The sequence below is a fragment of the Jeotgalibaca sp. A122 genome (assembly GCF_052266715.1).
Classification (GTDB): domain Bacteria; phylum Bacillota; class Bacilli; order Lactobacillales; family Aerococcaceae; genus Jeotgalibaca.
On sequence record NZ_JBQPRB010000006.1, the window covers coordinates 70,693 to 96,474 of the forward strand.

21 protein-coding genes, 1 riboswitch and 1 other annotated feature are annotated in these 25,782 nt (G+C 40.3%); of the genes, 17 read left to right on the forward strand and 4 right to left on the reverse strand.

The window, feature by feature from the left end:
- Positions 1-403 precede the first annotated feature (403 nt).
- The 9 genes from ACTU7M_RS08005 to ACTU7M_RS08045 all read left to right on the forward strand — a co-directional run bounded on the left by ACTU7M_RS08005 (position 404) and on the right by ACTU7M_RS08045 (position 10,693).
- Positions 404-1,132 carry a VIT1/CCC1 transporter family protein gene (locus tag ACTU7M_RS08005; RefSeq protein WP_443473865.1) on the forward strand — a complete coding sequence of 243 codons (729 nt, stop codon included), beginning with the start codon at positions 404-406 and terminating at the stop codon, positions 1,130-1,132.
- A gap of 173 nt (positions 1,133-1,305) precedes the next feature.
- The gene (locus tag ACTU7M_RS08010) at positions 1,306-1,623 is read left to right on the forward strand and encodes a hypothetical protein (RefSeq protein ID WP_443473866.1); all 318 of its coding nucleotides are present in this window, start codon (positions 1,306-1,308) and stop codon (positions 1,621-1,623) included.
- A gap of 172 nt (positions 1,624-1,795) precedes the next feature.
- Positions 1,796-3,958 (forward strand): ATP-dependent helicase, encoded by a 2,163-nt coding sequence (locus ACTU7M_RS08015; protein WP_443473867.1) that lies wholly within the window; start codon positions 1,796-1,798, stop codon positions 3,956-3,958.
- A gap of 25 nt (positions 3,959-3,983) precedes the next feature.
- Positions 3,984-4,877 (forward strand): hypothetical protein, encoded by an 894-nt coding sequence (locus ACTU7M_RS08020; RefSeq protein WP_443473868.1) that lies wholly within the window; start codon positions 3,984-3,986, stop codon positions 4,875-4,877.
- 654 nt (positions 4,878-5,531) lie between these two features.
- Positions 5,532-6,941: an MFS transporter gene (locus tag ACTU7M_RS08025; protein ID WP_443473869.1), complete on the forward strand. Its 1,410-nt coding sequence runs from the start codon at positions 5,532-5,534 to the stop codon at positions 6,939-6,941.
- A 17-nt stretch (positions 6,942-6,958) separates the two neighbouring features.
- Positions 6,959-7,861, forward strand: a complete 903-nt coding sequence (locus ACTU7M_RS08030; RefSeq protein WP_443473870.1) for an amidohydrolase family protein — start codon at positions 6,959-6,961, stop codon at positions 7,859-7,861.
- A gap of 67 nt (positions 7,862-7,928) precedes the next feature.
- Positions 7,929-8,795, forward strand: a complete 867-nt coding sequence (locus tag ACTU7M_RS08035; RefSeq protein WP_443473871.1) for an AraC family transcriptional regulator — start codon at positions 7,929-7,931, stop codon at positions 8,793-8,795.
- Positions 8,796-9,111: 316 nt separating this feature from the next.
- Positions 9,112-9,537, forward strand: coding sequence for a hypothetical protein (locus ACTU7M_RS08040; protein ID WP_443473872.1), 426 nt, complete (start codon positions 9,112-9,114; stop codon positions 9,535-9,537).
- A gap of 283 nt (positions 9,538-9,820) precedes the next feature.
- A complete protein-coding gene (locus ACTU7M_RS08045; protein ID WP_443473873.1) occupies positions 9,821-10,693 on the forward strand; it encodes an aldo/keto reductase in 873 nt (290 codons plus the stop codon).
- 70 nt (positions 10,694-10,763) lie between these two features.
- Here the strand turns inward: ACTU7M_RS08045 and ACTU7M_RS08050 are convergent, their stop codons facing one another.
- The 3 genes from ACTU7M_RS08050 to ACTU7M_RS08060 all read right to left on the reverse strand — a co-directional run bounded on the left by ACTU7M_RS08050 (position 10,764) and on the right by ACTU7M_RS08060 (position 12,764).
- Positions 10,764-11,210, reverse strand: coding sequence for a hypothetical protein (locus tag ACTU7M_RS08050; protein ID WP_443473874.1), 447 nt, complete (start codon positions 11,208-11,210; stop codon positions 10,764-10,766).
- Between the two features lie 2 nt (positions 11,211-11,212).
- Entirely contained in the window at positions 11,213-11,662 is a 450-nt protein-coding gene (locus ACTU7M_RS08055; RefSeq protein ID WP_443473875.1) for a LytTR family DNA-binding domain-containing protein, read from the reverse strand.
- Positions 11,663-11,762: 100 nt separating this feature from the next.
- On the reverse strand, positions 11,763-12,764 hold the full coding sequence (locus ACTU7M_RS08060; protein WP_443473876.1) for a sodium:calcium antiporter: 1,002 nt from the start codon (positions 12,762-12,764) through the stop codon (positions 11,763-11,765).
- Between the two features lie 40 nt (positions 12,765-12,804).
- Positions 12,805-12,850 (reverse strand) — a sequence feature (sodium ion sensor (DUF1646 type); this cis-regulatory element may regulate processes involved in with the transportation of sodium ions).
- 363 nt (positions 12,851-13,213) lie between these two features.
- On the opposite strand from ACTU7M_RS08060, the gene ACTU7M_RS08065 reads away from it, so the two are divergent.
- From ACTU7M_RS08065 to nrdF, 6 genes are all read left to right on the forward strand, one after another.
- The gene (locus ACTU7M_RS08065) at positions 13,214-15,187 is read left to right on the forward strand and encodes a methyl-accepting chemotaxis protein (protein WP_443473877.1); all 1,974 of its coding nucleotides are present in this window, start codon (positions 13,214-13,216) and stop codon (positions 15,185-15,187) included.
- Between the two features lie 295 nt (positions 15,188-15,482).
- Positions 15,483-16,418 carry a 2-keto-3-deoxygluconate permease gene (locus ACTU7M_RS08070; protein ID WP_443473878.1) on the forward strand — a complete coding sequence of 312 codons (936 nt, stop codon included), beginning with the start codon at positions 15,483-15,485 and terminating at the stop codon, positions 16,416-16,418.
- Positions 16,419-16,552: 134 nt separating this feature from the next.
- Complete coding sequence (locus ACTU7M_RS08075) at positions 16,553-17,854, forward strand: DUF2254 domain-containing protein (protein ID WP_443473879.1); 1,302 nt, start codon at positions 16,553-16,555, stop codon at positions 17,852-17,854.
- 90 nt (positions 17,855-17,944) lie between these two features.
- A riboswitch (cobalamin riboswitch) is annotated at positions 17,945-18,138 on the forward strand.
- A 122-nt stretch (positions 18,139-18,260) separates the two neighbouring features.
- The gene (locus tag ACTU7M_RS08080; RefSeq protein ID WP_443473880.1) at positions 18,261-18,494 is read left to right on the forward strand and encodes a glutaredoxin domain-containing protein; all 234 of its coding nucleotides are present in this window, start codon (positions 18,261-18,263) and stop codon (positions 18,492-18,494) included.
- 1 nt (position 18,495) lies between these two features.
- Positions 18,496-21,021, forward strand: a complete 2,526-nt coding sequence (nrdE, locus tag ACTU7M_RS08085) for a class 1b ribonucleoside-diphosphate reductase subunit alpha (RefSeq protein ID WP_443473881.1) — start codon at positions 18,496-18,498, stop codon at positions 21,019-21,021.
- 11 nt (positions 21,022-21,032) lie between these two features.
- Positions 21,033-21,983 carry a class 1b ribonucleoside-diphosphate reductase subunit beta gene (gene nrdF, locus ACTU7M_RS08090; RefSeq protein WP_443473882.1) on the forward strand — a complete coding sequence of 317 codons (951 nt, stop codon included), beginning with the start codon at positions 21,033-21,035 and terminating at the stop codon, positions 21,981-21,983.
- 49 nt (positions 21,984-22,032) lie between these two features.
- Here nrdF and ACTU7M_RS08095 read toward each other — a convergent pair whose 3' ends face one another.
- A complete protein-coding gene (locus ACTU7M_RS08095) occupies positions 22,033-23,010 on the reverse strand; it encodes a tocopherol cyclase family protein (protein ID WP_443473883.1) in 978 nt (325 codons plus the stop codon).
- 148 nt (positions 23,011-23,158) lie between these two features.
- Here ACTU7M_RS08095 and ACTU7M_RS08100 point away from each other — a divergent pair, with 148 nt between their 5' ends.
- A complete protein-coding gene (locus ACTU7M_RS08100; protein WP_443473884.1) occupies positions 23,159-23,335 on the forward strand; it encodes a tautomerase family protein in 177 nt (58 codons plus the stop codon).
- Between the two features lie 154 nt (positions 23,336-23,489).
- Positions 23,490-25,559, forward strand: a complete 2,070-nt coding sequence (locus ACTU7M_RS08105) for a heavy metal translocating P-type ATPase (RefSeq protein WP_443473885.1) — start codon at positions 23,490-23,492, stop codon at positions 25,557-25,559.
- Positions 25,560-25,782: the final 223 nt, after the last annotated feature.

Here is a 25,782-nt window from a genome sequence, read left to right on the forward strand (position 1 = left end):
GATGACGTTTCCTTCTGATTTCATTATATAATAACTTGCGATAACGTGCCGTTGTGGCAACTTAAAAAACGGTCGTACCTTTCGAATGCCACCCAAGTTATGTCCGTTTTTAGTTTGAATGGGACATAACTAATGTGCAGCGTGAAAGTTATGTCCGATTCTGACGGATATTGGACATAACTTTTTGCAAACCTGGAACTGTGTCAAAGAAATTGATTGAGTGTCTGATCGGCTGATTTATTCTTTTCCACCTTGTGATATGAGGTGATTATGCTACCTAAAAGGTAAATTTCCTGAGGGCTATCAGTAGAGATTACGGTTAGGAAAATCCATAATAGAGTTAAGGTGAGAATGAGAAGTTAAAGAGATAGAGACTCGATATATAAAGGAGAATGAATGAGCTATGAAAAATCCATTGATTAAAGCCAAGGCCAAGGACGGACAAGAAAAATTTAAAGGTGGAAAATACATCAAGAGTATCGTTTATGGTGGTTTGGACGGGATTGTTACGACATTTGCGGTGGTGTCTGGTGTAGCAGGCGCATCTCTGGCTGTTCGAGTGGTGATCATTCTCGGTTTTTCTAACTTGCTAGCCGATGGATTCTCAATGGCTGTAGGCGACTATCTTTCCAGCAAGTCAGAGAATGAGTATAATATGGGACTTAAACAACAAAAGAGGCGCGAACTGGTCGATAACTTTGATAATGAAGTAGAGAGTCTCATAGTGTCTTATGAAAATAAAGGACTCTCGAAGGAAGATGCTCAGACCATTGCCTATACGCTGGCTAAATATGAAACGCCTTTTATTGATCAAAAAATTATATGGGAACAGGGCAATAGCGAGGTCCTGGAAGGTCCACTGAAAAATGCTATTGTCACTTTCTCTTCCTTCTTTATTTTTGGAATGATCCCACTTTTAACCTATGTTTTCTCCATGTTCCTGCCATTTATACATGATAATGCTTTTACAATTGCTTCGGTTTTAACAGGGATGACGCTGTTTCTTCTAGGAGCGTTGAAGTCCCGTATCACGCATTCAAACTGGATAAAATCCGGACTGGAGATGTTGGGCATAGGTGGTCTAGCAGCAGTTGCTGCTTACTTGATTGGTTTTATATTGGGAGGAATTTAAAAACATAACGGTCCTTGTGATGGGGTAAAAAGTACTCATTTATGTAGTATTTTCATGCTGTGTTGAACGCACGTTCGTAAAGAGGTATAATGAAAATATCACTTAAAGAGTGAGAAGTATATAAAACAAAAATTTTACGAAATCATTGATGTGAAGTAGGAAGGGCCGTTGTTGTGAAAAGAAAATTAAGGCGTTTATATAGAAAATACTGGAATGTTGCACTTCCTTTTGTATTAGGCTGGGTGGGAATCACGCCAGTGCAATACCAAACAGGTAAAAAAGTTTGGACAAGCAAGCCAGTGCGAAAGACTCGTAGAAAGACGGAAAAATTAATCAAAAAATCACTCCGCTATGTCTTTGTAGTTGGGTTGGTTTATTATTTCATTCAAAATCCGGAAGATTTCAAACTGATGATAAACCACTTTATAGTGAATTTGACTGGGTTAATAGGAAAAGGATTCGCACTTATAACTGATGTATTTAATGCATAACAAGTACAGCCAAAACAATCTTTCGTCACGAAGGAGTGCTTTGGCTAATTTTTTTGAAAACGAAATTGGATTTTATACGAGGATTCATAGTATAAATAGTGATCTTTCTGTTAAAATAAGAATATAAGTTCGTACTGTATTTATTTCATCTTTTACGGAAAGAGTGAAGATAATGGCAGAGGATAATATTCTAACAGGTTTAAACGACAAACAACTTGAAGCAGTGAAAACAACTGAAGGATATGTACGCGTGGTAGCGGGGGCCGGGTCAGGAAAGACCAGGGCGCTCGCACATCGTTATGCCTACATAGTGGAGTATCTCGGAATTGATCCGGACCATATATTATGCGTGACCTTCACCAATAAAGCTGCAGGAGAAATGAAGCGGCGCGTGACTGCCTTGCTTGGTTCAGGATATGACAATGGGTTGATTGTAACTTATCACGGTTTTTGTGTGCGGGTGTTACGAGAGGATATCCACCGCTTCCAGTTTCCCCGCCAATTTATTATTCTGGATGAAGAGGATCAAAAAGCTATATTGCGTGAAATATATGAAGAACTAGGAATGCGGTTAGAGAACAGGACCTTCCGGAGTTTATTGTTGAAAATCGCGAAATTCAAAGAAGAGCTCGATTATGTCTATATGTTGGCTGATGTAGAAAATAAGATTGTCTTTGAGGAAACTGATACAGTGGAACAACAAGTCATCAAGAAGTATTTGTTGAAGCAAAAGAAAATTTTCGGGCTGGATTTCGATGATTTGATTAATTTTACCTTGGTTTTATTCCAGGACTATGAGGAAGTGCTGGAAAAGTGGCAGAAGAAACTGCACTATATTCAGGTCGATGAATTCCAGGATAGCAGCGCCAAACAAATCGCGATTGTTGATTTGGTATCGAAACGAAACAAGAATCTCTTTGTGGTAGGGGATCCCGACCAAACAATTTACGAGTGGCGTGGGGCAAGACCGGAATACTTTGTTGATTTCAATTTGCATTACCCAACCTGTAAAACGATAATCCTGAACGAAAATTACCGATCAACACCGGAAATACTCAACTTGGGGAATGCATTAATCAAGCAAAATAAGTTGCGCGTGGACAAGGACATGTTTACCCGTAATCCTTCCGGGGTAAAAGTCGTGCATTTCCACGGAAAAAACGAATCCGAAGAAGTGAAGTGGATTATTGAGCGTATACGTTATTTAGAAAAAGAGGGCGTCAATCTTAATGAAATCGCCATTTTATATCGGGCTAATTTTTTATCTCGCTATATTGAACAAGGATTGATTAACGAAGGAATTGACTACACTATTTACGGAGGTTTCAAGTTTTTTCAACGTAGAGAAGTAAAGGATGCCCTGGCGTATTTGCGTTTGATTGCGGTTGGGGACGATTTATCCTTTCTTCGTGTCATAAATAACCCCAGAAGAGGAATGGGACCTCGCAAATTGGAAGTGGTACGCAAGGTAGCGAGTGAATCGGGACTATCCTATCTGGAAGTGGTGGAACAATATCAGGGACAGGAATTTCTTTCGGATCGTGCCCGGAAATTTATCGAATTGATTTTGGATTATCAAGACCACTACATAAACTATACCGTTTCTGATTTGTTGACGGAAGTATTGGAGAAATCGGGATACATGGCGGCGTTACGCCAGGACGGGGATCAGGAGCGCTTAGATAACCTGACCGAGCTCATGAATTCAGTTGTTGCTTACGAGCGAGCCAACGAAGAGGAAGCAAGCTTACATGATTACCTGCAAAGTATTGCGCTCTATACCGATTATGAGAAAGAACCAAACCACCAAAGTGTCAAAATGATGACCATTCATACAGCTAAAGGTTTGGAGTTTTCCTATGTTTTCTTGATTAGTTTCAATGATGGAATTTTACCGAACGCTCGGTCCCTAGAACAAGGGAAGAAGCGAGCCTTGGAGGAGGAGCGTCGGTTGATGTACGTGGCAATCACGCGTGCGATGAAAGAATTCTATATGACTGAATCGGAAGGCATTGGCCAGAATGGAAAAAACAAGATTCCATCGCGGTTCATTTTTGAGATAAAGGAAAGTTTATTCGACCGAATCGGTGTAATTGAGGAAGAGTTTATTCAGGAGAGTAAGGAGTATATCACTTTAACTAATTCCACCGTTCTAGGGGAAGCACCCGCAGATGGTTTTCAAGTGGATGAAGCCGTCGAACACCCCGTATTTGGTAAAGGAATCGTTAAAGAAGTAGATCCCTATAACCGGACGTATGCGATTCAGTTTGAAGGGGTAGAGATGTTGAAACCGATTAGTTTTGATTTTAAGCGATTGGTAAAATATAGTGGTTGATTGTTTTTTTCAGAAAGGAGTAACTATGAAAAACAAAGCATTACTAGCAGTTGTAGCCGGAATGTTTCTCGTAGCGTGTAACAACTCCGAAGTCACAGAACCGCCAACCAGTTCTGAAACTACGCTATCTAGCGAAGTTACGTCCGAAGCAGCCCCTATCTGGACATCGATGGAAGAAGCAGTCGTCTTCTACGAGGAAGCCATTATCCAGGACCTGGGTGAAGACTTGGCGAGCATCGAGTTGGACGGCGAGTTTTACGAACGTGAATCTTGGGAGTTGATCGAGAATACGGGCAATACGATTGTTCTTTCTTTCAAAAATATTGGTTATGGGGGAAGAAACCCGGTGGCGTTTATAAAAGAGGAGGAATTTACGACCATCACGTTTTACGAGGTCGACACCCCGTATCCGGAAAAACCTATTTCGAAACGCACGATCCGTAATACCGATATGGTGACGGTCAGTAAAGAAGATCTAAAGCCGGTAGAAAATGAAAATTCGGCTGCGGATGAAGATTTGCTTTCCAGTTACTCAGTTCAGGAAATTGAATATGCCCGGGTCTGGCTGGAAGTGATCGGGAATGTCGATGTGGAAGAACTGAATGTGACCTATATTTCGAAAGGTGAACCCATCAACGCGTATGAGCCGGCAGATAGTGCGACCTATCCCGAAAATGTGGTGGTGTTAACGGGAAAAATAATGGCTGATGGCAGCGTCATCTACAGTAGCAACGGTGACGGAAGCATCAACCTTTATCAAGTGCCTTCTCACTGGCAACAAGGTGTTGTGCCAGCAGGGCAAACTATGTTGGAATACACGACGGATATCGCCAAAAATCCCGTTCGCGTTTCAATTAGCACCGGAAATGACCAGGATGTGGCTAAACTGATTGAAAAGCAGAATGTCAATGGATCATGAATAAAGGGATTTTTGAATGTATTAAAGTAGGTGGCAACATTCTCTTCCTTGGTGAAGAGAGCGGTAAACGGGTAGGGTTGAGTGAAAGACAGCTTGACGTTTTGAAGGAAAAAAATAGGTCACGATTGAATATTTGGGAATAATTGAACGTCCCGAAGGCGATTCATGATCTTCTGCGTTTACCGCACGAATCAATAATTTTTAATTATCTAGAAGTCTGTGAAAATTGTCAGAAGATTAATTTTCGTGGGCTTTTTTGTCGTATATAGAAATACACTAACACTTTAAAATTTAACAATACCAACTCGGAAATAATGAGTAAGAGTTTTTCGAAAAAAATCTAGCTCAAATAAAAAATTATCACGAGTGGGAATAATTAATTGAAATTACTACTCGGAATCTTGGGTTGGAACCAGCTCAAGAATCCATTCAGTTTTCACGTTATTCCAGAAACAGGCAAATTCTGGGAGAATCACCAGAAATTACCAACAGGTTTTGCATAGTCCCTCAGATTTTTTGCAATTCTATTTTGATAGCGGATTCAATAAAATGAGTAGCATAAGAGGTTAACCGCTATCATTGATGTGAAAGATTACACAAAAACGCGATTTGTGTAATCAAAAAAATGCACGAAGAAGCAGAGGAGAAAGAGAAATGAGAAAATTTGGTGTTAAAGACCAAATCGGCTATGCATTCGGGGATGTTGCGGGCACAGTCGATACAGTTATGATTGGTTATGTAATGGTTTTCTGTACGTATGTTTTAGGAATCAGTCCAGCATTTATGGGTTCCATGTTCTTATTCACAAAGTTCTGGGATGCCATTAATGATCCAATTATTGGTTCTTTTCCTGACCGTTGGAAAATAGGTAAAAGTGGCAATAAATTCAAACCTTATGTAATGCTTGGATTAATCCCATTATCTTTATCTTTAGCATTCATGTTTTTAGATATCAGCAGTCAGTCCATGATGTTTAAATATATTTGGGTGACCGTTTTCTACGTATTGCATGAGATGGCTTATACATTAACTTCCGTTCCTTACGGGGCTATGTCGTCGGTTATTACTTCGGATCCACTTGAAAGATCAAAACTTTCTCAAGCTCGTTCATTAGGGGCACAAATAAGTGGTCCAATCCTGATGACGATCGCACCACTTATCCTTTTCAATGATAACGGTGAATATATTCCTTCTGCATTTATGAAATTAGCAACGCTTTCTATTGCAGCTATTGCAATATCTTACTTTATTTTAGTAAGCTTCACCACCGAACGAATCAAAGATACAAGAACACAAGAAGAAAAACCAAAATTTGAATACAAACGCCTCATTAAACAAGTTTCACAAAATCGCCCTCTATTAGGTGTGATGTTCGCAACAATTGGAAACCTTTTCTTGGGTATGGGCTTCGCACAGTTAAATGCATATTTATTCATCGAGTATTTCAAAGCTCCGAAATTAACCGCTACATTAGGATTCAGTAGTTTGATTTTGGTGTTGGTTATGTATCCTTTTGTTCCAAAATTAGTTGCTCGATTTGGAAAACGTATTACATTATCAGGCGCTATCATTGTTTCTCTCGTTGCCTATGCAGCAATGTTAATAGGTAACATACAAAATCCTTATATTTACATTGGATTGTATTATCTTTCATGCGTTGGGACAGTTGGATTCTTCATGCTCGTATGGGCAATGGTCAATGACTGTATCGACTACCATGAATACAAGTTTGGTGAAAGAAATGATGCTTCCTTATTTTCCGTTTATGCCTTCTCACGTAAGCTAGGTAGTGCTTTAGGTGGTACTATCGGTTCTTACGCACTCGTTTTTGCTGGTTATGATTCTTCTCTATCAACACAAGCAATGGGTGTTGGTAAAAACATCTACATGATTTTAGGATTGATTATGGCAATTGGTGGAATCATGGAATTGATTGGAGTAGGAGTAATCTACAATCTGAAAGATAAAGATGTGAAGCATATTGCGGCTACATTGAAAGAAAGACGCGACGATGAAGATATGGCTGTTGAAATTGAAATGGTTAATGTTCCTGTTGCTGAATAATAAGGAGATGGATTTTTTTGAAAAAGATAGATATACATTTACACGTTGCTTATGACGGTCAGGAACTTGAATTCCAGGGCATGAAAATTGCGGATGGCGCAGCCATGAAGAAGTATATGGAAGACAATGGGATAGAGCATGGGGTTTTGATGTCCGGTTCTGAACAGTATTCGACCACTGGTATGGGATTTGGGGCGAATATCGATAATATTGCTTTAGCAAAAAAATACCCTGAAACCTTCTCGTTCCTTTGTTATGTGGATGTCCACCAGCCAGAAACATTAAAGCAACGCCTGCGTCATTATCAGGAATTAGGTGCGGTAGGGGTAGGAGAGTATTCAGAAAATTATTGGCTAGATGATTCAAAGTTTGAACCCTTATTTGAAGCTTGTTCAGAACTGGATATGCCAATTCTTTTCCATATTTCACCTGAACAAGGGTACAATTATGGTGTCGCTGATCATGGCGGGTTACCGTTACTCGAAGGCGTTTTGGCAAAGTTCCCAAATTTGAAAGTAATTGGACATTCTCAACCATTCTGGTATGAAATTGGTGGGGATATGGCGTATGACATCGAATCAAGAAATAATTATCCAGAAGGCTTGGTGAAAGAGGGTGGACGTTTAGTTGAATTGTTCCGTAACTACCCTAACTTATATGCCGACCTCTCCGCTAATAGCGCAGGAAATGCAATTATGCGTGATCCCGAGTTCGGCTATCGATTCTTGGAGGAATTTCAGGATCGTTTGATGTTCGCAACGGATATGGTTAGTGTCGATATGTATTTCCCGCTAGGAGATTGGTTGGACAATGCTGTAAATACTGGGAAACTATCTCAAACAGCTTACGCTAAAATAGTGCGCTACAATGCAATTAATTTGTTGAAACTACCAATTAAAGAGAAAGTAACTTTTGCATAATATGATAAGATAACGGTACAAAAGACAGTTTGTCTTCTGTATCGTTATTTTTTGGAGGAAGGAAAAAATGGCTGGAAACTATTCTATTTTCAATAAGTTTAACTATAAAGACCTTTTCGAGATGGTTTATATAAACAATAATACGCCACTGATTAATCGTCTTCATACCCATGATTATTATGAACTTTACTTTTTTGTTTCAGGTAAGACTTTGTACTACATAGATGGAAAAGAATATGAGTTTAAAAAAGGTGATTTTGTTATCATCCCACCGAATGTGCCGCATCAGTCCATTCTTGATGCCAGCCCAACACCCTACACAGGGTATGCAATTTTTATCACGCTGCCGTTCCTTCAAAATCTAGCTGAAATGGAAGAAAAGATTGCCTATCCATTCCGGTATGCTTTAGATAATAAACAATATATTTTTCACACTCCCTTACCAACATGGCATGGCATATTGAGTGCTTTTCAAATGATTGACAAGGAGTTCCACAACGACAAGTATTGCCATCAATTTGCTGCATACACATCAACCGTTAATTTGATAATCCTTCTTTCCCGAACAGTGTATTATTTGACCAATAAGGAAGTAGATAGTAAACCAAATGAAGTTTTAATGCTGAACATCAAAAACTATCTTGATGCCAATTATTTTAATGAGTTGACACTAGAGGATACAGCGCAGAAGTTTTTCATTGGTTCTTCTACACTTTCTCATTTATTCAAGGAACAGATAGGAGTATCCTTCTACCAATATGTAATCCAGCTGCGGTTGGAGGCAGCCAAAAATGATATCCTTGCTCATAAGCCTGCCAGTAAAGTTTATCGGGAAAATGGCTTCAAAGACTACAGTAACTTTTATAAAGCCTTTAAGAAACGCTATGGGGTAGCTCCCACTAAGTATTATAAAGAAATAAGACAATCAAATTGAAGTGAAAGGAAATAATACCATGTATAGTGAACAGGATAAAAAATTCCATTGCAATAACTGTAATAAGGTAATCGAGGCGGGCGAGAAATGTTGGACAAAATGGGCTTTACCACCCAGTCACTTACGGACACAGACGATGCCTTCTTTAGTATTGCGATATGAGAATGCCCCCATCATTTGTCTAGAATGTACCAAAAAGGATTTATTGTTCTCTGATTTCTGACCATACTTGGTTAACCTTTGGTAACATTCAAGCACCATGGTAAAATGACTATGAAAAGAGTTCCAAATACATTCCGGAAGGAGATAGATGAGTATGAGATCGTTGCAAACGTTTATAGATGAGACGACCGCTGAAGACTGGCTATCGATGCTACCTGAGGAAGATCAACAAACTGTTCGCCATGCATTCGAGAAATCCGAAGAGGACCTGTTCCGAGCACTGGAACCGAGGATGATGGTCCAAACCGAGTGGAACGTAATGGATAAGATAAAAAAGGAATTCGACTTGTTCCTGTGCGGTCATCCAGACTACGAAGATGCCCGCAAGGATATCGATGATTTCATCAACAAAAAAGGTGGAGCCAAAGATATCGTGATGGCTGCGATTGCTGCAGCCTTGTCTCCAGTGATTGGACCAGGATTTGCTGCGGCCATTGCTTGGGGTGTTACCGTCCTGTTGTCGCGCGCAGCCAATGTGGGTATCAAAAAATACTGCGAACTGAACCCGATTGAAGCATAATCCAAAACCCATCCCGTTGATAAGAAGTCGACGGGATGGACTTTTTTGAATTTCAGTAAGTGTATGTAATAAGTAATGTAAACAAAATTGATTCTGTTTCTTGGGTTGTCGAAACCTTACCTCAAATCACTTTCCAGACCTTCATCGAGCACTGATTGCTGTCCTACCCATCGAGGGATATAACTTGACTCGGCATTACCTGGAAGTGGAAAATGAAGTTAGCAAGAAAATGGAGGCGCTTTAAATTTTGGAAAAATAAAAACAGAAAGAAGGAAAAATAGACATGATTTTAGATGAAACGTATATCTTATCAAATGGGGTAAAAATCCCCAAGCTGGGTGCGGGCGTATGGATGATTGATGACGAAGTTGTTGATCAAGTGGTGAAAGATGCTCTGGATGTGGGGTACCGCCATATCGACACCGCCCAATCTTATCGCAATGAAGAAGGGGTCGGCCGCGGTATCAAAGCTTCTGGGGTAGACCGCAAAGATATTTTCGTGACGACCAAGCTCAGTGGCAACATCAAAGATTACGGGGAAGCGGTCAAAGCGATTGATAAATCGCTGGCCCGATTGGACATGGACTATATTGATTTGATGATTATTCATAGCCCGCAACCCTGGGCTGAATTTCGTGATGAGAGCAACCATTATTTCGAAGGGAATCTCGAAGCTTGGCGTGCTCTGGAAGAAGCTTATAAAGCAAAGAAAATACGGGCCATTGGCGTTTCGAACTTTGAACAAATCGATCTGGAGAACCTTATCGAAAATGGTGAAATCAAACCAATGGTGAATCAGATTCTCGTTCATATCACGAACGTCCCCAACGACGTCATGAAGTACTGTGAGGAACAAGGTATCGTGGTGGAAGCCTATTCCCCGATTGCGCATGGTGCTATCCTTGACCATCCGAAGGTGAAGGAAATGGCTGAGAAATACGCGGTTTCTCCTGCGCAACTGAGCATCCGTTATGTCTTGCAACTGGGTACGGTTGCCTTACCGAAATCCACCAAGAAGGACCATATGAAAGCCAATGCCGCGATCGATTTCACGATTTCTGCGGAAGACATGGAAATCTTGAACGGCCTTCCCCTGATTGAACACTATGGGAAGGATCATGAGATGCCTGTATTCAAGACTTTCTACAAAGACTGATAAGTTATAAGAATTTCAACTAAAACACCACCTCAAAGCGACTGAACAGGTGCTTTGAGGGTGGTGTTTGTTATTTTTTATTTTTTTGTTGGTAATCCTCTAATGCCCGGTTCAGTGTTTTCGTTTCCCGTTGCAGATCCCAAACCAGGGCCAGCCAATAGAAAAACAAGGAAAGGGCGATGGCGGCATAGAATACATAGCGGTACCAATAAGGATAGCTTTGGAACCACTGGAACAGTTCCGAAAAGAGAATGGTAACGGACAGTGACCAGCACCCCCAAATGGTAATTCGGGAATTGGTCACGTTGTTGGTCAAGAGGAAGCTTTGACCAAGTCCAATCAACAAACACGCCGCGAAAATTTGGATAGCAGTCCAAAAATCGAGGGAGCTCGCTTGATTTGGTTCAAGAATGCCATAAAACAGATAAAAAAAGACAAATGCCACAAAATAAATACCGGCGGCAGACTTGGCCTCGTACATGAATAAATAAAATTTTTGCCAATTAGTTTGTTCCATTGTTAACCCTCCTTAAGTTCCATACCCAATCGTTGTTTGAATGCCGGAGCATAGTGCCGGGAAACAATCATTTTTTCTCCGTTTTCCAGAGTGATTTCGATACGACTGTTCAATAGGCTGCGCAGCTTTTGAATATGGTGCAAATTGACCAGCTGTGACTTGCCAATCCGGACGAAACCTGCATGCTGATAATTTTCCTCAAGCTTCATCAAGGACTCTGTCACTTCCAGGACATCCGCTTTTGTGTAAAGGAAGACGCGGTTGTCGACGGCCTCCACGAAATATATAGCGTGGGGCGAAATAAGGACCGTTTCTTTTTCCTTTCGGGCAAAAATCTGGCTGGAGGATGCTTGAAGGAAATCGAGTGTGGCCTGCATTTCGGCATCCAACTCGCGAATGTGCAGAATCACCTCGTTCTCCCCCGCATCCATCTTTTCAATCCTGATTCTCATGACAACCTCCCTTCCTGGTAACACCTCACACGTAGAGTGTAATTTAAATTATCTTCCCGTTCAATCGATTTTGACTATGTTGCAGATACTGGTGGGTTAGTTACAAAAAAATATTCAAGAGTAGATAAACGGCATATATCGCCAAGAGGACTGCGCCTTCCATTTTGCTGATTTCAAGTTTTTTGGTGTTGAAAATGAAATAGCTGACCATGCCAACTACAAGCAAAACTATTGGAAAATGAATCTGGTAAAAAATCGGAGCAACTCCCAAGCCTCCGGGAACCAAAGAGATGGAGACACCCAGCACCAAAAGGATGTTGAGGATGCTTGCCCCTAAAATATTCCCGATAGCCAAGCCGCCAAAGCCTTTTCGGGCGGATGCGTAAGTGGTAGTCAACTCGGGCAAACTTGTACCCAAGGCAACAATGGTCCCGGCAATAATGGCATCTGAAACTCCCAGGCGCACAGCTGCGGCCTCAACGGTGGTGACTAAGGCACTGGCACTTAAGGCCACGGCCACAGCGCTCAAAAAGATGATGCCTGTTTCTTTAATCAAATTTCCCTTTTTATGAGGTTCTTCGTCCGCTTCCGGATGTATTTCTTTGGATGGTTCCCGGAATGCCGTGAGTAGATAGACAGGCAAGGAAAGAAGGAGGAGTATACCCACAACCGGATGGATCCTACCAGTGGAAGAAAATATTTCCGCTCCAAATGTCCGTACACTGCCAAAAACCATGAGCAACAGCGAACCAATCAAAAAAGGCAGTCTACTTGCTGTTGTCCGCATCACGGGAATGGCACCAGCAATTGAACCAACACCCAAAACAAGAGTCATGTTTGTGATAACCGAACCGATGGCGTTCCCCAAGACAAAATCAGTGGCATCCTGCATAATGGCCGCGATAGCGGTGGATAGCTCCGGCAATGTCGTCCCCACTGAAACAATGGTCGCTCCAATTATCAATTCGGATATACCGAATTCCCGGGAAAGGGAAACAGCGTGGTCGATCAGTGTATCTGTGGCCTTGGATAAGATGATGAGTGACATGAGGAACACGAGGGCCAGAATCGGCCAGCTTTGGTTTGATATAAAAGTTTCCATAAGAATCCTCCTCATAAATAAAAAGCATATGCTCAAGAAATTCTTCCCACCCCGGAAGAAAAATCCTTGAAAGCATACGCTCAACCGCATTAATACTATTCTCTTTGAAATTATTATACCAAAAAAAGATGTAAACCCACCTCAATAGCTATCGAGGCGGTTGTTTTGGGTAGTAAATTCTTTTATCCTTCCACCGCCGGAACTTGATGTAAATTTAAGTTCCTAATATGGAAGAAGTTTTGTAAATTTACCGCGAAGCTTTAAGTATTGAACAAGCGGCAATAGATAATTTGAAATAGCATGGTGATGTCTGCCTTTATGGCAGGCATTTTTTTGAAAATTTATTTAATTCAACATGATCTCCCTTTAAAAAAGACGAATAGTGCCGATATAAAGAAAGTCATCGATTGGAATGATATATCAATACAGTCAGCATTAGGGGGAAGTTCATGTTTAAAGGAATTACATCAAAATTATTAGCTGCATTTAGCATTTTACTGCTAGTTGTGGTTTGTGGTTTGGGTTTTATCACGATTGATACAATCCGGACGGATAAAAGAATGGCCGAAGAAGAGTTGGAAACATCAGTTGCAACACTAGAGGCATTAATGAGTAGACAAGAAGAATTTGCAGGCGCATTGGCAACAGGATTGTCCGGGAATGAACGATTAAAGCAAGCATTAGAAAAAAAGAATTATACGGAAATGTCAGCCATTATTCAGCCTTATTATGAAACTTTTAATGAAAAAACGGGTCTTTCGGTATTGGAAATTGGCGATGCTGACGGAACTGTATTATATCGTGCGCACAATCCGGAAGAATTTGGTGACTCTAAGTCAGGTAATCCATCAATAGCATCTGCCTTGCAAGGTAACCACTTAATGGGAACAGAGACCGGAAAGTCAGGAATAGCAATACGCGCTTTTGCTCCCATTGACGTAGGTCAAGAAGTGATTGGTACAATCCAAACAGGTTACACTGATGCATTTTTTGAAAATTATACCAATTTAACCGATACAAATGTTGATATTTATACAGCAGAAGGACTGCTTTATACAACGGACGAAAGCAGTCTGAAATCAGATTCAAACTTGCAGGAAAATATAAGTCAGACTTTGACTGGCAAAAATTTAAAAGAAAAGACGAAGAATGAATATTATGAATTGTTGCCAATTAAAGATCCAACGGGTGCAACAATTATAGGTGCCTTTAAAGTTAGCTATGACCTAAAAGATGTGAATGCGCAAATTCAGCAACTCATCTTGGTAAATAGCTTAATTGCATTACTTTTTGTTGCAACCATAGTGACGATCGTTGGGTATTTCTTGCGAAACCTTGTAAAACCGATTAAGATGATGTCCAATGAAATTACCGAGATAGCAAATTATGATTTGACCAGTAAGAAGCTTGAGAACGATGAAAAACTCTTACAAAACAATTCCGAAATTGGACAATTGGCGAATGCAACACTACAAATGAAAAAACAACTTGTTCAACTTATCCGTCAAATTTCGGAACATGCAGAAACAGTTTCTGCTTCATCTGAAGAATTGACAGCCACGAGTAAAGAAGCAACAGTATCGGCTATAGAAGTGAATGCTGTGATTACTGAAATCGCGCATGGCGCTACAGAGCAAGCAACCGAAACCTCTTCAGGAACACTAAAAGTAGAGGAATTAGGAAATCTAATTAATCAAGAAAAACTGATAATTGAAAAATTGAGCACTTACTCTGTGCAAGTTAACAGGCTCAAAGAGGAAGGCTTGGAGAAGCTTAGAGATTTGCAAGAAAAAACAAAAGATGCTAGTAAAGCCCAGTTAGAAGTTGGAGAAGTTATTGGGGAAACAAATGCTAGTGTCGAGCAAATAGGTTCAGTGAGTACGATGATTAAGTCCATTGCGGATCAAACCAACTTACTCGCTCTTAATGCATCGATTGAAGCTGCTCGATCAGGTGAAGCGGGTAGAGGATTCGCAGTAGTAGCAGATGAAATTAAAAAATTAGCGAGTCAGTCAAATGAATTTGCCGATCAAATAAAAGGGACGATTGATGCACTAAATTATAAAACGCAAGCGGCAAAGGATTCATTAGCTGTTATGAAGGACATGAATGACCTGCAGCTATATAGTTTATCCGAAACGCATAATAATTTTTACGGAATAGCACATACCTTAGATGAGGTTGGCAAGGCAATGGAACAATTGGATGTGACAAGCTCGATTATGGATGAGAAGAAAAATTTAATTATTCATACTATGGAGCAACTGGCTGCTATTTCAGAAGAAAACGCCGCCAGTACAGAAGAAGCATCTGCTACAGTAGATGAACAAGTCAATGCTATGAGTCAGATTTCAGAAGCGAGTGACAGTTTGGCTCATCTTGCTGAGGAACTAACCCTTGGCATGCAAAAATTTAAATATTAAAAGGGTAAATTTGACTATCCTTTGTAACTCTCCCGATTAAAAAGGGAGAGTTTTTTTAAATATACATACTTTTCGTGAATGCTTATTGCAAGGAACCGTCACTGTTCTTTATAATACATAAAGTAAAAAAATGATGGTATCACTGACTAATTAACCTTTTTCTGGAAAGATTATTTCATTTAAAAGTCGCGCAATAAGTGCAATATAGAATTAGCATTTCCAAGTAATCCTTTAAAAAACTCTCCTAATATGATAGACTTTTTTAGATGATTAGTTTAAAAAAAGGAGACATACGATGTACGATAAGATTACGAAAGTGCCTGCGGGCTTGTTTTTAGTGCCATTATTTCTAAGTGCTTTATTTTATACGATATGGCCGGATTTGGTTCGGATCGGTGGTTTAACTGAAGCGACTTTTTCTGGTGATAGCATGAACTTTATTTTGGGCGTGTTATGTTTCTTTTCTGGAACAACCATTGACTTAAAAAGACTCGTGCGCGTTTTAAAAAGACAAGGTATTTTATTAGTAGTAAAATTCATTTTGAGTGTCGGTTTTGGCTTGGCAGCTATTCAATTATTTGGGCAAGAAGGAATTTTTGGTATTAGTACCATGGCACTTGTAGTAGGAATAAGCAGTTTGAATCCAGCTATTTATCTCTCACTAATTAAAGAGTACGGGACAGATGATGATACGGCAGCTTTTGGCTTGATTGGTGTGTTCAGTCTGCCTATCATACCAGTAATTGTTTACAGTATTACATCGGCGGCTGGAGCTGAAATGGACTGGATGCCTATTATTTCCACATTGGTCCCAATAGGCCTTGGTATGTTAATCGGAAATTTAGATGTAAAATTTGCACAACTATTTGCTCCGGGTTCAGGTGTCTTGTTACCGATTCTCGGTTGGAATATCGGACAAGGTATTGATCTTGTTGAAGTGGCAAAATCAGGCTTGCAGGGTTTGCTACTTGTAATCATCTATTATATCGCGATGAGTCCTATATTTTTGATTGACAAAAAAGTATTAAAACAAGATGGCATTGGCGCAGTTTCAATGCTTTCAATTGCAGGGATTTCTGTATCAACATTGGGGATATTGGCAGTAGCACATCCTGAGCTTCAACAGTACGTTTCAAGTGCGACTGGCCAACTTTTAACAGCGACAGTTTTAACAAGTGTAACGACTTCCTTTTTTGTAAAAAGTTTATATAAAAATGCCTACGTGAAGTAGAGTCATTACTGATGATATATAAAACCGTTCATAATCCAATGAACGGTTTTATATATGGATTTGTTTGTTTCAAAGGAGTCCCATTATTTAAATGCTACAATATAGAAAACAGGTTTAAAAAGGGGGAAACACATATGCTGGATGCTTTAAAATTAGTATATGAAGAAAAGCGTATTTGGGTAACCTTAGGCGGTAATGTCCTGATAGCGTTCATGCTGGCACTAGTCATCATAGCGCTGGATACACGGTTGATCCCGACAGTTGAACTAATATCTCCTGTTTTCTTGACGAGTGTCAACTTGGCAAAGGATATTCTTTCGCTCTTGGCAGGGTCACTCTTTTCAGTTGCCACATTCACTTTTGGGACAATGTTGGCAGTGATATCGTTTTATTCATCCAATTTCAGTCCGAGAACAGTGGAGAATTTTTTGCTGCATAAGGCACCTATGCAAGCGCTAGGGGTGTTCCTGGGTGGGTTTATTTACTGTTTGTCTTCCTTATTCTTTATGCGTAATTCAGAACATGAGTATTTGGTGTTATCAGCCACGGTAGCCTTGATTTATGCGCTTTTCAGCGTTCTATTTTTTGTGCGTTTTGTCTATTCAGTCGCTATGTTCGTTCGCATGGAACAGCTAGTGGATCGCTTGTATCACGAAGCAGATGAATCGTTTGACAAGGCAGTGGCATTTTTTTCTGAAAAACCAACAGTTCAACATCTACCGGAATTCGACCGTCTTCATGTTTACACGATTCAAGCTACTCAAGATGGTTATGTGGAATACATCAACTTCGATCGGATGGTCACGCTAGCCCAGGAATGGGAAGGTAGCTTGGTTTTATACGTTAGAATAGGTGATTTCGTAGCACGCAATAAACCTTTAGGGATTTTATATACGAATAAGAAAATAGACGCGATTGAGAAAATCGCAGAGCCTTTCAATCGCGCTCTTGTATTTGAAATAGCCCCATCTACGATGTATGATCCTATATTTGCCCGGACTAAGCTGGTGGAAGTTGCACTGCGAGCAGTATCTCCGGGTATAAACGATCCTAACAGCGCCATTCATATACTGCAGTATAAAGCATTATTGGACGGGAAGATGGCTGCATTGCCAGGAAGGTTCGTACTTTTGGGTGAGCACGAAGATAATGAAGACTATACCGGTGTTGTCTTTTATGACTTCAATAATTTTGCCAAGGATCTTTATGAAAGTTATTGGCAATTGATTCATTACATGAAGCAGGATATCTCGGGAGCCAGCGCTTTATTTGATTCGTTATTAACGGTGGCGTATGCGGCTCACCCAGAAAAATTATCGTTTATTAAATCCTATAGCACCCACGTTTACCAATTAACGACCCCGAATTTCCCGGAAGAAATGGATCAGCGTAGACTAACCGAACGCTATGAAGAGATAATGGCAATGAAGGAATAATGCGCACTTTTGTCTAGCCTAGTTGTGGGCTCTATGGTATTATTCAATATGTAGTATGTTAGAACTACAAAACAAATAAATAGCACAAAATATAGTACCGCAATTTTTGGTGGCATCAGCTGATGCCATAATAGGGAATCCAGTTAAAAACTGGAGCTGCCCCCGCAACTGTTAATGTGGACGAAATAGCAAACCACTGTATCTTCTTTTGAATAAGAAATATGGGAAGGGCTAAAGTAGGATGAAACATGAGCCAGGAGACCTGCCAATGATTGTTGTTTCTATTTTTCGGGGATGAAAAAGATGAAACGGTGGGCTCTCTCAATAGGGGTTTCTATCGTTTTTTACCGTTCATTCTAAATGGGCGGTTTTTTTGTACCCAAAAAACAAAAAAGGAGAGAGCGACATGTCAAAAAAAATAACCATATACAGTAAGGTCGGGTGTGGCCAATGTATGTTCACCAAGAAATATTTAGATAAACGCAACGTATCCTATTTCGAAAAAAATATATCTGAAAATCCTGTATGGGTGGAAGAGGTAAAAGCGCTTGGCTTCCAAAGCCTCCCTGTTATTCAAATAGAAGGTGAGCCGCCTTTTAATGGTTTCCAACCGCAACTACTGGATGCCTTGGTAAATTAAGATGGCAAAAATAGCTTATTTCACCGTTACGGGTCAAACTCGGCGATTCGTCGAAAAAATTCCAAATTTCAATGGGCTTGAGATAACCGTAACGAATCCGTTTGTTGAAATGGATGAACCGTTTATTTTAATTGTTCCCACATACGTTTCTGAAGTCACTGAACCAGTAAAAGATTTTTTGGAAACGGGACAAAATAAACGCTTGTGTATAGGTACTTTCGGTGGTGGAAACCGGAATTTCGGATCCTTGTTTTGCTTCACTGTCCATGAGATTGAAGCGGAATACGGCATTCCCGTGTTACATGAATTTGAATTTCAGGGTAACGATTTAGACATTCAGAAATTGGAAAGAGAGTTGGATGAGTTGGGTAAACAAACGAAACGTGTTAGTTATTTTAATTTAAATAATGAAGTAAATATCCCGGTTGATGGGATGATTCCATTACAGAAAGACAAAGAGGCCGCACGCGTTTATTTCCTGGAAGAAATAAATATGAATACGGTATTTTTTCACACTTTAGAAGAAAAGCTCGCCTATTTGGTTCGTGAAGACTATATAGACGAGACAATCCTGAACAAGTATGAAATGTCCTACATAAAAGAGCTTTTTCAAAAACTGTATGCCCATAAATTCCGTTTCAAGAGCTTCATGGGAGCCTATAAGTTCTATACCCAATATGCCCTGAAAACGAATGATGGTACTAAATACTTGGAACGATATGAAGACCGTATTGCATTTAATGCTTTATTCTTGGCCAACGGTGATGAGAGGTTGGCTTGGGGTTTAGCAGAAGAAATGATCACGCAACGTTACCAACCCGCAACACCGACGTTCTTGAATGCGGGGAAAAAACGTCGTGGAGAACTAGTATCATGTTTTTTGGTTGATTTGGATGATTCGATGCTTTCGATTGGTCGCGGCATAAACTCAGCATTGCAGCTATCCAGAAAAGGTGGCGGTGTGGGCGTCAATTTATCAAATTTACGTGAAGCAGGGGCACCGATCAAAAAAATAGAAAATGCCTCCTCTGGTGTTGTCCCAGTGATGAAATTATTGGAAGACAGCTTCAGCTATAGTAATCAGCTCGGGCAAAGGAATGGGGCTGGGGCCGTTTATTTGAATGTTTTCCACCCCGATATCTATGCCTTCTTATCTACCAAAAAAGAAAACGCAGACGAAAAAATTCGGGTAAAAACATTGTCACTAGGCTTAGTGGTTCCTGATAAATATTATGAATTATTAAAAACAAATCGTCCCATGTATTTATTCAGTCCTTATGATGTGGAGAGAGAATATGGTGTGCCGTTTTCTTATATCAACATAACTGAAAAATACGATGAAATGATTGCTAATGATGAAATCCGTAAGTACAAAATTAATGCACGGGATTTGGAACAAGAAATTTCCCGTCTCCAACAGGAATCGGGCTATCCATATATTATCAATATTGATACTGTCAACAAGGCAAATCCCGTTGATGGAAAAATAATAATGAGTAACTTGTGCAGTGAAATTTTCCAACCGCAAGAACCCTCAATCTTAAATGATGACTTATCCTATCAAATCACAGGGACGGATATCAGCTGTAATCTGGGTTCGACAAATATCCCGAATATCCTTGAATCACCGGATTTTGGCAAATCTATCGAAGTAGCCGTACGTGCGTTAACAACTGTTACTGAGCAAACGGATATCAATGAAGTACCCACAATTAAAAAAGGAAATGCGCTATATCACACTATCGGCTTAGGCGCGATGGGATTGCATACTGCATTTGCACTCAACCAAATGACATATGGTTCACCGGAGTCCCTTGAGTTTACAGATGCCTATTTCCGGTCATTGAATTATTATTCATTGGTAGCAAGTAACAAAATAGCCATGGAAAAAAAGAGGGCTTTTCATAATTTTGAAAAATCAAAATATGCAGATGGTAGCTATTTTGAGCCTTATTTGAAAGGAGAATTCCAGTTTCTATCAGATAAGGTGGCGGCTATCTTCAAAAATGTCGCAATTCCAACTGTTTCGGATTGGGAAAAGCTGAAAGAAAATGTCCAGAAATATGGCCTTTACCATCGTAATCGCCTGGCAATCGCACCGAATGGATCTATCTCATATATCAATGAAACAAGTGCTTCTTTACATCCTATTACGCAACGAATCGAGCATCGTCAAGAAAAAACAGTGGGTGCCATTTTCTATCCAGCTCCTTATTTATCCAATGAAACGATGCCTTATTACACATCAGCTTTTGACATGGATCAACGTAAAATAATTGATGTATATGCCGCTGCACAGCCACATATTGATCAAGGTATGAGTTTAACATTATTCATGCGCTCGCAAATTCCGGAAGGCTTATACGAATGGAAAGTTGGTAAAACGACTGCCATGACCACCCGAGACTTAAATCGCCTTCGCAATTATGCGTTTAGCAAGGGAATTAAATCGTTATACTACGTTCGAACATATACGGATGATGGAGATATTATTGGTGCAAATTCTTGTGAAAGCTGCATGGTATAGGGGGAATAGGCATGAATTATTTAGCAATTGACTGGAATAAACTAGAAGACGAACTGGATAAACATACATGGGAAAAACTGACTTCCCAGTTTTGGCTGGATACCCGCATTCCGGTCTCAAATGATTTGGATGATTGGAGAAGTTTGACGGAAGAAGAGCGCGAAGTTGTCAATAAAGCCTTTGGCGGTCTAACGTTACTGGATACCTTGCAATCGGAAGAAGGAGCTAATGTCATGCGGGAAGATGTCCGAACCCAGCATGAGGAAGCTGTCTTGAATAATATCTTGTTTATGGAGTCCGTCCATGCGAAAAGTTACAGTACAATTTTTATCTCTTTGAATAATAACCGCAAAATCGAAGAAATTTTCGAATGGACCAATTCAAATCAGACTCTGCAATACAAAGCGAAGCGTATTAATGAGATTTACCAAACAGGTTCAGCCTTGCAGAAAAAAATTGCGAGTGTGTTTTTGGAATCATTCTTGTTTTACAGTGGTTTTTATACACCGTTGTGGTACCTGGGAAATAACCTACTTCCAAACGTAGCGGAAATAATCAAGCTGATTATCCGCGATGAATCTGTTCATGGCACTTATCTTGGTTACAAATTCCAACTGGGATACAACCAGTTAAATGAAAGTGAACAAGCTGAAATTCGTGATTGGATGTATGAACTGCTTTACGATTTAATGGAAAATGAATTGGCTTATACGCAGGAAGTTTATGATCAAATCGGTTGGACGAACGAGGTGAAGACATTCGTTAAGTATAATGCGAACAAAGCGTTACAAAACCTGGGATTTGAACCATTTTTCACGGATGCAAATGCAGAAGATGTCAATCCGATTGTCATGAATGGCCTCTCGACTGATACGGCGAACCATGATTTTTTCTCGCAAGTCGGATCTGGTTATTTGATGGGGAATGTTGAAGCCATGGAAGATGATGATTATGATTTTTAGGTAAGAATAAAAACGCCATAGCGGAGGTTAAGTCCCGCTATGGCGTTTTTCACTTGGTCTCCAACTCATGAGCATCCACCATCTCAATTCCCGCCATGGTTCCCGTTCCCTGATAATGAAAACCATCCGTTTTGTCCCAAAGCTCCATCTCAATGGTTCCTGAGACACCTTCTTTAATGCTTTTATCCATTCCCGTTAAAACAGGGGCTAACAAAACGCCTTGATGTTCAGTTTTTCCGTAAATCTTTACTTTCGCTTGATTGTTTTCCATTGTTACCAACACCTCTTTAGATGAAGGTAAAGATAGTTTGATTTTACTATTATTGTAGGTGGCAAAACGGTATTCTTTACCATTTACCTGGATATTTGAAATGAAACCCAACAAGTCCCGGAAATAGAAAGGAACATGTGCCATAGAAAAGAAAAGACTGGTTTCATCTTCATCAAAATGATTGCTTTGTAGCCAAACGTAATTTTTAGGGAATTTCGTTCCCCAGTCTTTTTCGATGTAACCTTTACCACCCGTAAAATCCACCGATTTACCATTAATAAGGAGGGAACCTTCCAAGACGTGATTCATACTTGTGATACCGTGGTAGCATTCCATCTTTGGAACATAAGCATAAGGCCCCATAATACTAGGCTGCGAAATGGATGAATGAATCGGGCTGAAAGGTCCGATTTTCAAATTTCCTTCTATATGGTCTGACTCCGTTTCAAGATGCACTGAAAGTAAACTCTCGGAGAAAAAATTATCTTCAATTTTAACGGCGAAAGGATCGTCATTCCAAATAAAAGAAGCCGTAGGGAAGCGAACGTAACCTGTAGCAGTACTCTCTACACCTTCCTGGACTAAAATGTATTGCACGAAACAATGGGGGTCTTTTTCATTCAAACTAATACCAGGGATGAAACTAATGGCCGTTTTGCCATCTGTACTAACTTGTTTATAATACCAACCCTCAAAGTAATTCTTTTTTCTACGCTTTCCTTGAAAGAGATTTGGATTTGTCCACGCTTTTCCCACAATAATCACTCTCCTACCAACGTTATTTACTTAACTATGCCTGAGCACTATAATGATGTCAAACGGTTGCTATTTGTATGGATTGGAAATTTGGTTCTATGATATAATCACGTCAAGAGTATCTTAAATTTGAATGGAGGCAAACGATATGCCATTTGTACGGATCCAACTAAAAGAAGGACGCACGCCTGAGCAAAAAGCAGAACTTGCAAAAGCAATCATTGAAAAAATGGATGAATTAAATTTTGCAGTACCTGAATCAGTGCGTGTCATTTATGAGGATATGGCCCCAGAAGATTTTTATAGTGGAGAAAAGAAAGATTAACAACAAGAAAAGATACCAGCCGGAGTGAATCGCTCACGGTTGGTATTTCTTTTTTATATAATGGAGGTGTGGAGAATTCATATCCATCAGGAAGAACCTTGTGTTAAAATAAATCCAATGATTGTTTACAACTGTAAACGGAAGGAGAAAAGACATGGATAATCATAACCACCACCAACATCACGATCACGACGAGCAAAACCACAACCATGAACACCATCATGAAGACCACGGTCACGATCATACCGAAAGTCACGACCACCATTCCATGAATCATGATGACCATAGTCATCACCATCATGGGAACTTTAAGGAGATATTCTTTAGGTCTTTACCTTTGGGAGTTATCATTTTGATTCTTTCACCGATGATGGGGGTTAGATTGCCATTTCAATTTACCTTCCCTTATTCGGATATCTTGGTAACAATCCTCTCGACAATATTGTTTATTTATGGGGGAAAACCATTTTATCAGGGAGCCAAACATGAATTTCGGCAGAAATCTCCAGGAATGATGGCTTTGATTACTCTAGGTATAACAGTCTCATATTTGTATAGTGTGTATGCGGTCGTTGCAAGTTACATGACAGGAGAACATATCATGGATTTCTTCTTCGAATTTGCCTCCCTAATTCTCATCATGCTTTTGGGGCATTGGATTGAAATGAAGGCAGTCGGAGAGGCCGGGGATGCTCAAAAAGCATTAGCTGAACTCTTACCCAAAGACGCGCATATTGTAAAGGGTGACGATACGATTGAAACACGGCCAGTAGCGGAAATAAAAATAGGTGATTTGGTTCGTGTGCAAGCCGGTGAAAATATTCCTGCTGATGGCAAAATAATTCGTGGAGAGTCACGGGTTAATGAAGCATTACTGACGGGTGAATCGAAACCGATAACGAAGCATGTTGGTGATGAAGTTATTGGTGGTTCGACGAATGGAGAAGGAATTTTGTTCCTCGAAGTTACTGAAACAGGGGACCAATCTTTCATTTCTCAAGTTCAAACATTAATCTCTCAAGCGCAGAATCAACCTTCACGTGCGGAAAATATGGCTAACAAAGTTGCAGGTTGGTTATTTTATATTGCGGTCGTTGTGGCAGCTATTGCTTTCTTAATTTGGCTTTTTGTTGCTGATGTTGAAGCCGCGGTTTTATTTACGGTTACGACCTTGGTTATTGCGTGTCCGCATGCTTTAGGGTTAGCGATTCCTCTTGTTGTGGCTCGCAGTACGAGTTTGGGCGCAAGTCGCGGTTTGTTGGTTAAGGACCGTGAAGCTCTGGAACTGGCGAACAAAGCGGACGTGATGGTATTGGATAAGACGGGGACGTTAACGACTGGAGAATTCAAGGTAATGGATGTCCAACTTTTAGAAAATGGTCATAACAAAAATCAAGTGATTGCTTTGATGGCAGGAATCGAAGGTGGCTCTAGTCATCCGATTGCCCAATCGATTGTAAGGTATGCTGATGAAAATGGGGTTGAAGCTGTCAAATTTGATCATATTGAAGTCGTTTCCGGTGCTGGAGTAGAAGGCCATGTGAACGGTCATCATTACCAGTTGTTCAGTCAAAAATCCTATGGAAAAAATATCACAATTGAGTTTACAAAAGGAGCTACCATAAGTGTGTTGATTGAGGATGGTGAAGCTATTGGATTGGTTGCTTTAGGCGATGCATTGAAGGAATCAAGCAAGGACTTAATCATGACTTTGAAATCGCAGGGTATCCAACCCATTATGGCAACAGGTGATAATGAACAAGCAGCGCAAGGTACCGCAGAGGCATTGGGAATCGATTATCTGGCAAATCAATCGCCTCAAGACAAGTACAATTTGGTGGAAAAATTAAAAAAAGAGGGCAAGACAGTCATCATGGTTGGGGATGGTGTCAATGATGCACCATCGTTAGCTCTGGCAGATGTCGGCATTGCTGTTGGTGCTGGCACACAGGTTGCCCTGGATTCAGCAGATGTCGTTTTGACCCAATCTGACCCAGGAGATATTGCGTCATTTATCGAACTAGCTAAAAAGACAACGCGTAAAATGAACGAGAACTTGCTATGGGGAGCAGGATACAACTTTATCGCCATTCCCTTGGCGGCGGGGCTATTGGCACCCATTGGATTCACGCTTTCCCCAGCAGTAGGGGCGATTTTGATGTCGTTGTCTACCGTAATTGTGGCGGTTAATGCCATGTTCTTGCGTTTGGATGACAAAAGATGAAAAAGACTTGGGAAATAATTAGCCCAGGCAGTAAGAAATATACACACTCAGCTTTGCGAGTGAGCTTTTTTCCAGGATTTAGCTCACTCAGATTAAAATTTCCCAGTGAGTGAGCCTTTTTCAAAAAAATAGCTCACTCACGGGAAAAAATCTCGCTGAGTGAGCTATTAGTTGTTATAAAGCCGACTCGCGCAAAGTGAGTCGGCTTTTTTAGTGGGACTGG

Bases quoted from the DNA above. Each gene is read 5' to 3' on its own strand.
- ACTU7M_RS08055 (WP_443473875.1), bottom strand. From the start codon at position 11,662: ATGAGAATCAGGATTGAAAAGATGGATGCGGGGGAGAACGAGGTGATT.
- ACTU7M_RS08075 (WP_443473879.1), top strand. From the start codon at position 16,553: ATGCTGGATGCTTTAAAATTAGTATATGAAGAAAAGCGTATTTGGGTA.
- nrdE (WP_443473881.1), top strand. From the start codon at position 18,496: ATGGCAAAAATAGCTTATTTCACCGTTACGGGTCAAACTCGGCGATTC.
- ACTU7M_RS08040 (WP_443473872.1), top strand. From the start codon at position 9,112: ATGAGATCGTTGCAAACGTTTATAGATGAGACGACCGCTGAAGACTGG.
- ACTU7M_RS08045 (WP_443473873.1), top strand. From the start codon at position 9,821: ATGATTTTAGATGAAACGTATATCTTATCAAATGGGGTAAAAATCCCC.
- ACTU7M_RS08080 (WP_443473880.1), top strand. From the start codon at position 18,261: ATGTCAAAAAAAATAACCATATACAGTAAGGTCGGGTGTGGCCAATGT.
- ACTU7M_RS08070 (WP_443473878.1), top strand. From the start codon at position 15,483: ATGTACGATAAGATTACGAAAGTGCCTGCGGGCTTGTTTTTAGTGCCA.
- ACTU7M_RS08035 (WP_443473871.1), top strand. From the start codon at position 7,929: ATGGCTGGAAACTATTCTATTTTCAATAAGTTTAACTATAAAGACCTT.
- ACTU7M_RS08020 (WP_443473868.1), top strand. From the start codon at position 3,984: ATGAAAAACAAAGCATTACTAGCAGTTGTAGCCGGAATGTTTCTCGTA.
- ACTU7M_RS08025 (WP_443473869.1), top strand. From the start codon at position 5,532: ATGAGAAAATTTGGTGTTAAAGACCAAATCGGCTATGCATTCGGGGAT.
- ACTU7M_RS08065 (WP_443473877.1), top strand. From the start codon at position 13,214: ATGTTTAAAGGAATTACATCAAAATTATTAGCTGCATTTAGCATTTTA.
- nrdF (WP_443473882.1), top strand. From the start codon at position 21,033: ATGAATTATTTAGCAATTGACTGGAATAAACTAGAAGACGAACTGGAT.
- ACTU7M_RS08050 (WP_443473874.1), bottom strand. From the start codon at position 11,210: ATGGAACAAACTAATTGGCAAAAATTTTATTTATTCATGTACGAGGCC.
- ACTU7M_RS08005 (WP_443473865.1), top strand. From the start codon at position 404: ATGAAAAATCCATTGATTAAAGCCAAGGCCAAGGACGGACAAGAAAAA.
- ACTU7M_RS08015 (WP_443473867.1), top strand. From the start codon at position 1,796: ATGGCAGAGGATAATATTCTAACAGGTTTAAACGACAAACAACTTGAA.
- ACTU7M_RS08060 (WP_443473876.1), bottom strand. From the start codon at position 12,764: ATGGAAACTTTTATATCAAACCAAAGCTGGCCGATTCTGGCCCTCGTG.
- ACTU7M_RS08105 (WP_443473885.1), top strand. From the start codon at position 23,490: ATGGATAATCATAACCACCACCAACATCACGATCACGACGAGCAAAAC.
- ACTU7M_RS08100 (WP_443473884.1), top strand. From the start codon at position 23,159: ATGCCATTTGTACGGATCCAACTAAAAGAAGGACGCACGCCTGAGCAA.